Raw genomic sequence first — 10,213 nt, 5'->3', positions numbered from 1 at the left:
CGGTCCCGGCGCGATTCTTGCGCGGACGTTCATGCGGGCGGGGCGCCCGGGGGGGGGGGGGGGCCGGGGGCCCCCGCGGGGGGGGCCCCGGCGGGCGGGCCCCCCGACGGGGCGGAGGGCGGGGGAGAAGGCCGGGCGGAGACCTGGCTGGAGGCGTGGGTGGAGGCCTGGGCGGACGACTGGGGGGACGGCTGGGCGGGCACCGGAGCCGGCTTGTGCCCGGCCAGCGCCGCCTTGACCGCAGGCACGGCCTGCTCACCCAGGTAGCGGCCGAGCGTCTGGTACGCGTCGAACTGCCGGTGGTCGAACCACTGGTCGCTGGTGCTGTCGTTCGGGAAGGCCGGGTTGGCCACCGCGTAGGAGTGCAGCTCGTACGGCATGCCTGGGGTGAGCACCGCCTGGGCGACGATCAGCGTGCCGTGGGATCCACCGCCGCCGTCCCCGAAGTCGAGCGGTGCCGGATAGCGGATGTCCCCGGTCACGACCGCCCGGGCGGAGAGCCGGTCGGCCAGCTGCGCCGCGAGGCCGCGCAACGGCGGCTGCCGGTCCGCGCCCTGTGTGCCGGACGGGTCGGCCGGGCGGTTCGGGTCGTCGGGGTCGGGGCTGCCGTCCGCCCGGTCCCCCCGGCGGGTGCCGGAGGGGGACGGGAGCCGGGCGGCGCTGCCGGGGATCAGCAGCTCCGGCTCGTGCAGGGTGATGACGATGCCCAGCTCCTCGCGGGCGAGGGTGATCGCCGCCGCCAGGGTGGCGGCGTAGGCGGTGTCCCCGCTGGCGTCGACGCAGACCGCGGTGCGGACGCCGTGTCGCAGCAGCTCGACCAGACCGAGGTTCTCGTAGTGGCCGCCGTCGGTGGTGAGCAGGAAGCGGTCGTCCATCGGGAAGCGTCCGGACAGCTCGCGCAGCTGGTACTGCAGCCGGCGGACGGCGGGCTGTGGCGCGCGGCGCCAGTCCGGGGCGGCCGTCCAGAGCGGACCGAGCGCGGCGGGGTTGGGCAGCCAGGTGCCGAGCCGGGCGTTGGTGACGGCGAACAGCCCCTGGTACACCCGGGACTGACGGCCCATCGCGGAGGAGAACGCGGCGCCGGAGACGGCCATCGCGGACTGCACGGTGAGGTCCCGGGCGATGTGCCGCCGGGTGCGCCGCTCCAGCAGGTCGGTCCGCGCGTAGCCGACGTCCGGGCCGCCCACGTAGTCGTGCGAGAAGGTGAACGAGACCGCCCGGCGCCCGGGCGGGGTGCGGGAGCTGCCGGACAGGTTGGCCGCCGCCGCGAAGATCACCTGGGGGAAGTCGGGGTGCCGGGCCCCGTAGTGGGTGAGCCGGGTCTGCTCCCGGAAGAAGTGGTACGGCCGGGCCAGCACCTCGCCGCCCTCGGTGGATCGGCGCACGGCGAAGGCGGAGGCGAGCCGGCGCCGGTAGAACGGGTGCAGGCTCATCCAGGTCTGGTCGAGGTTGAGCCCGACGGTGGCGAGGACGAGGGGCAGCAGCACCTGGGCGGCGGCGGGCCAGGCGTGGCCGGTGGCGACCGCCCAGCCGAGGGCGAGCAGCGCGCCCGTCGAGAGCGCGGCCAGGGCCGCCCAGACCACCAGGTACTGGGCGATTCCACCGGTGAGCCCGCCGCCGAGCCGGCGGGCCCCGTGCAGCAGGCCGCCGATCGCGGCCGCGCCGTGCTCGATCGCCCGGCGCCCGCGCCACAGTATGCCGAGCAGCAGCGCCAGATAGCTGAGCAGGACGGTGAGGCTGAGGCCCGCGCCGGTCTGCCGCGCGCCGATCGCCAGCTCGTCCTGCAGCCGGACCGCGCCCCAGGCGAGCCCCGGCACCGCCAGCACGCCGAGGACCAGCAGCGCGGCCAGGGCCAGCGCGGCGTAGGAAGTCCGGCGCAGCACGCGTGGCAGCAGGGTGTTCCAGCCGAGCAGCGAGAAGGCCAGCAGCCAGAGCAGCCAGCAGACGGCGGCGGCCACGAGCAGCCCGAGGAGCGCGTACAGGGCGGCCGGGCGGACGCCGAGGGCGCCGGGGTGGGCGCCGCCGGTCCGCAGGCCGACGGCGGCCAGGCCGTCCAGGTCGGTCAGCGGGACCAACTGGTAGAAGCGGCTGAGCCCGAGGCCGAGCACCAGGACGGCCGCCAGCAGCAGGGTGAGCGCCGCGACCAGGCCGCGCAGCAGCGTACCGAGGGCGACCAGCCACTGGCCGGCGCCGTCGGCGAGGTACCGGCCGTGGCGGCGGAGGTGGTCCTCCTCCGGGGAGCCGGGCTCCAGCACGTTGTCCGCCGTCAGACCGGAGACGGCGTGCACCGGGCAGCCGGGGGCGGAGTCGCTGAGCGCCAGTTGCAGCGCGCCGACGGTGTAGCCGCCGCCGGAGACGGAGACCAGGTAGCGGGCCTGCTTCAGCCAGGGCCGCAGGGCCTGGAGCGCGCCGAGGGTGACGCAGGCCGAGCGGATGCCGCCGCCGGAGACGCAGAAGCCGAGCCGGGCGTGCTCCCGCCCCGGCGGCACCTGGGTGCCGTTGCGCCAGCGGGCCTGGTGGTCCAGCGGTCCGTGCGCGCGGGGGCCGGACGGCCAGCGGCCGTCATGGGCGGTGGCGACCGGCCAGGGCGGGATCAGCTCGGGGCCGGCGGTGTCGCCGTGGGGTTCGGTGTCGCCGTCCGGCCGGCTGTCGCCGTCCGGTCGGGGGCCGGTGGCCCGGTCGGTGTCGTCGCCCCGTTCGGGTGGAACGCCGCCGCCCTTCGGGCGCGGGCGCCGCCGGAGGCCCGACAGGGTGGCGCGCAGGGCGCGGGAGAGGGTGACGGCGATGATGGTCAGGGCGATCGCCCCCGCGGGGAGCAGCAGCAGCCATTTGACGGTGGAGAGGGCCGTCGCGGCGGTGAACGGCGCGTCGGAGCCGGCCCGGCCGGGGCCCAGCCGCCCCAGCCCGGCGGCGAGCAGCACGTCCTCGGCGAGGTCGCAGGCGCCCGCGAGCAGCCCGGCGCCGCCGGCGGCGAGCGCGACCAGCCGCTGGCGCGGCCGGCCGAGGACGTACGCGCCGAGCAGGCCGACGGCGGCCAGGGTCAGGGAGTAGCCGCCGAGGAGCCAGTAGTCGGCCCGCAGTGCGGCGCGGTACTCCCCGATCCGCCCGGTGACCACGGCCTCGGCGGCCGCCCGGGAGCCGGCCAGCTGCAGGCGCACGTCCTGCACGGCGGGCGCCCAGCGGCCGAACAGCAGGCAGCCCAGCGCGAGTGGCAGCAGCGTGCCGAGACCGAGAAGCAGACCGGCCCAGGCCGGGATCGGCGTCGGCCGGTCGGCCTCCTCGGCCCGGCCGATCCAGGACGGCAGCCGGCCGAGGGTGTGCTCCGGCCGAGCGGGCGCGGCCACCCGGGAACCGGGCGTGTCGGGTGCGGCCGTCATCTCCACCTCCCCCGTGAACAGAGTCGGGACCGAGCCGTCAGGCCGGTCGGACGGACGGCCGAAGTCACTGTCCGCCGCCGCTCGGTGACGGATCGGAGCAGCATCATGGCGCGTCTTACCCCGACGCGCGAGACCCCGCACACCGCGCGCCTGGATTCACCCGAATGAGTAAGGAAGTTGGCTGCGGGGTAGATGAGCGTTTCATCCCATCCAGGGGTGCCCGCGTGTCCGCGCAACAGGATCACCCCGGCCGCGTTCCGTCCGACGTATTGTCAGGCCACCGAGGCCGGGCCTACGGTCTACGCACCACGTTCTACGCACGTAGACACCGTGTGGGCCCCTGTGGTCGTCCATTGCTAGGACCGGGACGGCGGCGGGGGGAACGACCGTGGACCCACAGGCAGATCCGCCCCGTCAACCCTCAGACCGCAGGCCCAACCCCGCAGTCGGGCCGCGAAGTTGCGGAGGTACCCATGTCGCAGATCGTCCGCGCCGCCCTCGTCCAGACCCGGTGGACCGGTGATCAGGAGACGATGATCGCCCTCCACGAGCGGTACGCCCGCGAGGCCGCCGCCCAAGGCGCAAAGATCATCGGATTTCAGGAAGTCTTCAACGCCCCGTACTTCTGTCAGGTCCAGGAACCCGAGCACTACCGCTGGGCCGAGCCCGTCCCCGACGGTCCCACCGTCGTCCGGATGCAGGCCCTCGCCCGCGAACTCGGGCTGGTCGTCGTCGTCCCGGTCTACGAGGAGGAGCAGCCCGGCGTCTACTACAACACCGCCGCCGTGATCGACGCCGACGGCAGCTACCTCGGCAAGTACCGCAAGCACCACATCCCCCAGGTCAAGGGATTCTGGGAGAAGTACTACTTCAAGCCCGGCAACCTCGGCTGGCCCGTCTTCGACACCGCCGTCGGCAGGGTCGGCGTCTACATCTGCTACGACCGCCACTTCCCCGAGGGCTGGCGCGCCCTCGGCCTGGCCGGCGCCCAGATCGTCTACAACCCCTCCGCCACCAGCCGCGGCCTCTCCGCCTACCTCTGGCAGCTCGAACAGCCCGCCGCCGCCGTCGCCAACGAGTACTTCGTCGCCGCCATCAACCGCGTCGGCACCGAGGAGTACGGCGACAACGACTTCTACGGCACCTCCTACTTCGTCGACCCGCGCGGCCAGTTCGTCGGTGACGTCGCCTCCGACAAGGAGGAGGAACTCGTCGTCCGCGACCTCGACCTCGACCTGATCGGCGAGGTCCGCCGGCAGTGGGCGTTCTACCGCGACCGCCGACCCGAGGCCTACGGACCGCTCACCGAGGCGTGAGGAGGACACCGGCCATGACCACCCGCACCGTCATCCGCGGCGGCCTCGTCATCACCGCCACCGACGAACTCCACGCCGACGTCCTGATCGAGGGCGAACGCATCGCCGCCCTCGCCACCACCGGCAGCGACACCGCCCAGGCCTGGACCGCCGACACCGTCATCGACGCCACCGGCCACTACGTCATCCCCGGCGGTGTCGACGCCCACACCCACATGGAACTCCCCTTCGGCGGCACCGCCGCCTCCGACACCTTCGAGACCGGCACCCGCGCCGCCGCCTGGGGCGGCACCACCACCATCGTCGACTTCGCCGTCCAGCCCGTCGGCGGCTCCCTGCGCGAAGGCCTCGACACCTGGCACGCCAAGGCCGACGGCAACTGCGCCATCGACTACGCCTTCCACACCATCGTCTCCGACGTCAACGAGGGCGTCCTCAAGGAGATGGACGCCCTCGTCGGCTCCGGCGAGTCCACCTCCTTCAAACTCTTCATGGCCTACCCCGGCGTCTTCTACAGCGACGACGGCCGCATCCTGCGCGCCATGCAGCGCGGCGCCGCCAACGGCGGACTGATCATGATGCACGCCGAGAACGGCATCGCCATCGACGTCCTCGTCGAACAGGCCGTCGCCGCCGGGAGAACCGGCCCCCGCCACCACGGGGAGGTCCGCCACGAACTCCTCGAAGCCGAGGCCACCCACCGGGCCATCAAGCTCGCCCAGGTCGCCGGCAGCCCCCTCTACGTCGTCCACGTCTCCGCCGCCTCGGCACTCCACGAAATCGCCCAGGCCCGCGACACCGGCCTCAACGTCTTCGGCGAGACCTGCCCCCAGTACCTCTTCCTCTCCACCGACAACCTCGCCGAGACCGGCACCGACGGCTTCGAGGGCGCCAAGTACGTGTGCAGCACGCCGCTGCGCCCGCGCGAGCACCAGGAAGCGCTCTGGCGCGGCCTGCGCACCAACGACCTCCAGGTGGTCTCCACCGACCACTGCCCGTTCTGCTACGTGGGCCAGAAGGAGCTCGGCCGCGGCGACTTCTCCAGGATCCCCAACGGCCTGCCCGGCGTGGAGAACCGCATGGACCTCCTCCACCAGGCCGTCGTCGACGGGCACCTCACCCGCCGCCGCTGGGTCGAGATCGCCTGCACCACCCCCGCCCGGATGTTCGGCCTGCACCCGCGCAAGGGCACCATCGCCCCCGGCGCCGACGCCGACCTGGTCGTCTACGACCCCACCGCCGTCCAGACCGTCTCCGCCGCCACCCACCACATGAACGTCGACTACTCCGCCTACGAGGGCCGCCGCCTCACCGGCCGTGCCCGCACGGTGCTCTCCCGCGGCACCGTCGTCCTCGACGACGGCGACTGGCTCGGCCGCACCGGCCACGGCACCTTCCTGCGCCGCGACACCTGCCAGTACCTGACCTGAGCCGCCAGTACCTGAGCTGTATCCGACCTGATCCGACCGGACTCTTCGGATCCGTCCGTCTCCCCTCACCACCGCCCGGGGCCGTGGCCCGGCCCCGGGCGGCCACACCCGTTTTCAGGAGCACCCATGGACATCGGCCTCGTCCTGCAGACCGACCCGCCCGCCCGCCTGCTCATCGACCGCATGATCCGCGCCGAACAGGCCGGCTTCAGCCACGGCTGGACCTTCGACTCCTGCGTGCTCTGGCAGGAGCCCTTCGTCATCTACAGCCGGATCCTCGCCGAGACCCGGCGGCTGACCGTCGGACCGATGGTCACCAACCCCTCCACCCGCACCTGGGAGGTCACCGCCTCCCTCTTCGCCACCCTCAACGACATGTACGGCAACCGCACCGTCTGCGGCATCGGCCGCGGCGACTCCGCGATGCGCGTCGCCGGCCGCCACCCCGCCACCCTCGCCCGGCTCTCCGAGGCCATGCACGCCATCAAGGAACTCGCCGAAGGCCGCACCGTCGAGGTCGACGGCACCGAGATGAACCTGCCCTGGGTCCGCGAAGGCGCCGCCCTCCCGGTCTGGATGGGCGCCTACGGACCCAAGGCCCTCGCCCTGACCGGCCGCCAGGCCGACGGCTTCATCCTCCAGCTCGCCGACCCCTACCTCACCGAGTACATGGTCAAGGCCGTCCGCAACGCCGCCGCCGAGGCCGGCCGCGACCCCGACACCCTCACCATCTGCGTCGCCGCCCCCGCCTACGTCACCGCCGACGACTCCCCGGCCGCCCTCGCCCACGCCCGCGAACAGTGCCGCTGGTTCGGCGGGATGGTCGGCAACCACGTCGCCGACCTCGTCACCCACTACGGCGAACACTCCGCCCTCGTCCCCGACGCCCTCACCGACTACATCAAGGGCCGCCAGGGCTACGACTACAGCCACCACGGCCGGGCCGGAAACCCCGACACCGCCTTCGTCCCCGACGAGATCGTCGACCGCTTCTGCCTCATCGGCCCGCCGGACGCCCAACTGGCCCGCCTCGAACAGCTCCGGGCCCTCGGCGTCGACCAGTTCGCCGTCTACGCCATGCACGATGCCGTCGAGGCGACCATCGACGCCTACGGCACCGACGTCATCCCGCACCTCGCCGGCGGACGGCCGACCGGTGAGCGACCGTCCGGCGGGCGACCCGGGCAGGAGACGAGCGGATGACCGCCACCCCCGCGACCGGAGAACCCGGGGACGGCGGATCCGTCACCGCCATATCCCCGGGCCAGACCGAACACCCCGACGGCCGGGTCGAACCCGACCCGGCCGTCCCGCTCCCCGACAACGCCTTCACCAACGACGACCTGCGGCCGGTCCCCGTCGCCCGGCGGACCTGGACCACCTACAACTTCCTCGCCCTCTGGGTCGGCATGGCCCACAACATCCCCTCCTGGACCCTCGCCTCCGGCCTCATCGCCTTCGGCATGGACTGGAAACAGGCCGTCCTCACCATCTCCCTCGCCAACCTCGTCGTGCTCGTCCCGATGCTGCTCACCGGCCACGCCGGGACCAAGTACGGCATCCCCTTCCCGGTCTTCGCCCGGGCCTCCTTCGGACTGCGCGGCGCCAACCTGCCCGCCCTCGTCCGGGCCGCCGTCGCCTGCGCCTGGTTCGGCATCCAGACCTGGATCGGCGGCGAGGGCATCTTCCTGCTCGCCGGCAAAATCCTCGGCGAATCCTGGCGCACCGCAGGGGAGTTCGGCGGCTACCCGTGGACGCAGTGGCTCTCCTTCCTGATCTTCTGGGCGGTCGAGATGGCCGTCATCGCCCGCGGCATGGACACCCTGCGCCGCTTCGAGAACTGGGCCGCGCCCTTCGTCCTCGTCGGCGCGTTCGCCCTGCTGGCGTGGATCACCGTCAAGGCCGGCGGCCTCGGACCGCTGCTCGACCGGCCGTCCGAACTCGGCTGGGGCGGCGAATTCTGGAAGGTCTTCTTCCCCTCCCTCATGGGCATGATCGGGTTCTGGTCCACCCTCTCGCTCAACATCCCCGACTTCACCCGCTTCGGCGGCAGCCAGCGCGCCCAGATCTGCGGACAGGCCCTCGGTCTGCCCACCACCATGACCCTCTTCGCGCTGCTGTCCGTCCTGGTCACCTCCGGCTCCCAGGCCGTCTACGGCGCGCCCGTCTGGGACCCGATCGAACTCGCGGCCAAGATGGAGAACCCGGTCGGCATCCTGTTCGCCCTGCTCACCGTCCTGGTCGCCACGCTCTCCGTCAACATCGCCGCCAACGTCGTCTCACCCGCCTACGACCTCGCCAACCTGCTGCCCCGCCTGGTCAACTTCCGCACCGGCGCGCTGATCACGGGCGTCATCGGGATCGCCATATTCCCCTGGAAGCTGATCTCCGACCCGCACGTCTACATCTTCAGCTGGCTCGGCTTCGTCGGCGGCCTGCTCGGCACCGTCGCCGGCGTCCTCATCGCCGACTACTGGCTCCTGCGGCGCACCCGGCTCCGCCTCGCCGACCTCTACCGCCCGCACGGCGCGTACTGGTACACCGGCGGCTGGAACTGGCGGGCCGTCACCGCCTTCCTGGTCGGCGGACTGCTCGCCGTCGGCGGCGCCTACGGCGGCCCGTTCCCGGTGGACGGCCTGGTGCCGCAGCTGAAGCCGCTCGCCGACTACGGCTGGGCGATCGGCTTCGCGGCCTCGCTGCTGCTGTACAGCGGGCTCAGCCTCGGCGCCCGGCGCCGGCTTCGATGACCCTGTCGGAGGGCCTTGTGGGGGCCGGGCCGGCGGCCGGCTACCGCGAGCCGAAGCGGCGGCGCTTGGAGGCCTTGCTCCAGCCTCTCGCGGACTGCTCGTCGGGGGCCTGGCCAGGGGTTGTCCGGCTGGATGCTGCCTGACCAGGTGCCGCCTGGCCGGGTGCCGCCTGGTCGGGTGCTGTCCGGCCGGGCGTCCGGACCGGGGTGCGGTCGGCCGGGCGATGGATCAGCGTCAGGCCCTCGTGATCGGCGGGGTGCCACTTGTGGTCGTGCGTCGCGAAGGCGTACCCCTGCTCGTTGTCGGTGGTGTACGCCAGCAGCGTACGGCCCTTGCCGGTGTACTTCCTGACCTCGTCCCAGAGCACCTCGCGGATCCGGGCCGACGGATTGCCGATGAAGACGCCGGGAGAGATCTCCAGCAGCCACCTGGTCAGCAGACCGCGCAGGCCGACCGGGCAGTCGGCGGCAGCCACTGGTGGGCGATCAGCCCGGCGTTCCGGCTCTGCGGGTGTCGGCCTCCGCCCGGTCGCTGCCGGGCGCGGCCGTCCTTGTCGCCGTCCCCGTTGCCGTCCTCGTGGCTGCCCTCGCGGCTGTGGTGGGGTCCGTCGACGTCCACCGCCTCGATCTGTCGCCGTCCGGCCCGCATGAGCCTGGCGTACTCGTCGTGGAGCGAGGCCTTGGCGTGGGCCAGGAACACCGCCCGCTCGCCGTTCCCGGGGAGGTGGTCGAGCCAGGTGGTCAGCCTGGAGAACATCACGTTGCTGGTGGCCCGGGTCGGCAGCGCCACGAAACACCCGCCCGCCCCACATCGGGCGGCGAAGATCTCGGCGACGGCCAGGGCCGCCTCGGTCTTCCCCTCACCCATCGGGGCCTCGATCACCATCAGCCCTGGGGAAGGCAGTTCGCGGGTGAGCGCGACCGCCTGCTCCTGGACCGGCCGGGGCCTTGCGGTGGGTGGGAGGTCGAACCGGGACAGCAGCAACCCGGCGGCGGTGCCCTGCGGTTCGGAGGGTTCCCAAAGGGGTGGCAGCTGGAGCCCACGCCAGGCGGCGGTGACCCGCTCCGCCTCGGAACGTGGACGCTCCTCGGGGAAGTAGGGGAACAGCTCGGGATTGCTGGCGATCCAGTCGGCCATGATGACGAGGCCGGTCAGCAGTACCTGGGCCGGCTGCGGCAGCCTGACCGTACGGAGAACGGCCAGGGCGCCGTCCATTCCGCACTCCGCCGTCCATACGTCGAGCAGTTCGAACTGAACCGAGCGCCAGAGGGCTGGTGCCGTCCTCCTTGGCCAGGGTGGTGGCGATGACCTGGGCGTGCTGGTGGTACTGCGGGGTGTCGAGG

7 protein-coding genes are annotated in these 10,213 nt (G+C 73.0%); 4 read left to right on the top strand and 3 right to left on the bottom strand.

Features of this window, described 5'->3' with window-relative positions:
- Nucleotides 1-29 precede the first annotated feature (29 nt).
- A complete protein-coding gene (locus ACIP82_RS01775; protein WP_400649752.1) occupies nucleotides 30-3,377 on the bottom strand; it encodes a hypothetical protein in 3,348 nt (1,115 codons plus the stop codon).
- Nucleotides 3,378-3,850: 473 nt separating this feature from the next.
- On the opposite strand from ACIP82_RS01775, the gene ACIP82_RS01770 reads away from it, so the two are divergent.
- The 4 genes from ACIP82_RS01770 to ACIP82_RS01755 all read left to right on the top strand — a co-directional run bounded on the left by ACIP82_RS01770 (nucleotide 3,851) and on the right by ACIP82_RS01755 (nucleotide 8,870).
- Nucleotides 3,851-4,693 (top strand): nitrilase-related carbon-nitrogen hydrolase, encoded by an 843-nt coding sequence (locus tag ACIP82_RS01770; protein ID WP_363608653.1) that lies wholly within the window; start codon nucleotides 3,851-3,853, stop codon nucleotides 4,691-4,693.
- A 14-nt stretch (nucleotides 4,694-4,707) separates the two neighbouring features.
- Complete coding sequence (gene hydA, locus ACIP82_RS01765; RefSeq protein WP_400649748.1) at nucleotides 4,708-6,123, top strand: dihydropyrimidinase; 1,416 nt, start codon at nucleotides 4,708-4,710, stop codon at nucleotides 6,121-6,123.
- 126 nt (nucleotides 6,124-6,249) lie between these two features.
- Nucleotides 6,250-7,326 carry a TIGR03842 family LLM class F420-dependent oxidoreductase gene (locus tag ACIP82_RS01760; RefSeq protein WP_400649745.1) on the top strand — a complete coding sequence of 359 codons (1,077 nt, stop codon included), beginning with the start codon at nucleotides 6,250-6,252 and terminating at the stop codon, nucleotides 7,324-7,326.
- On the top strand, nucleotides 7,323-8,870 hold the full coding sequence (locus ACIP82_RS01755; RefSeq protein ID WP_400649742.1) for an NCS1 family nucleobase:cation symporter-1: 1,548 nt from the start codon (nucleotides 7,323-7,325) through the stop codon (nucleotides 8,868-8,870). The genes ACIP82_RS01760 and ACIP82_RS01755 overlap by 4 nt, the downstream gene beginning before the upstream one ends.
- Nucleotides 8,871-8,910: 40 nt before the next feature.
- Here the strand turns inward: ACIP82_RS01755 and cas2e are convergent, their stop codons facing one another.
- Both cas2e and ACIP82_RS01745 read right to left on the bottom strand, forming a co-directional pair.
- The gene (gene cas2e / locus ACIP82_RS01750; RefSeq protein WP_400649739.1) at nucleotides 8,911-9,345 is read right to left on the bottom strand and encodes a type I-E CRISPR-associated endoribonuclease Cas2e; all 435 of its coding nucleotides are present in this window, start codon (nucleotides 9,343-9,345) and stop codon (nucleotides 8,911-8,913) included.
- Complete coding sequence (locus ACIP82_RS01745; protein WP_400650312.1) at nucleotides 9,303-10,115, bottom strand: HD domain-containing protein; 813 nt, start codon at nucleotides 10,113-10,115, stop codon at nucleotides 9,303-9,305. The genes cas2e and ACIP82_RS01745 overlap by 43 nt, the downstream gene beginning before the upstream one ends.
- Between the last annotated feature and the right edge of the window lie 98 nt (nucleotides 10,116-10,213).

The organism is Kitasatospora sp. NPDC088548, assembly GCF_044753005.1.
Classification (GTDB): domain Bacteria; phylum Actinomycetota; class Actinomycetes; order Streptomycetales; family Streptomycetaceae; genus Kitasatospora.
This window is presented reverse-complemented; position numbering and strand designations above follow the sequence as displayed.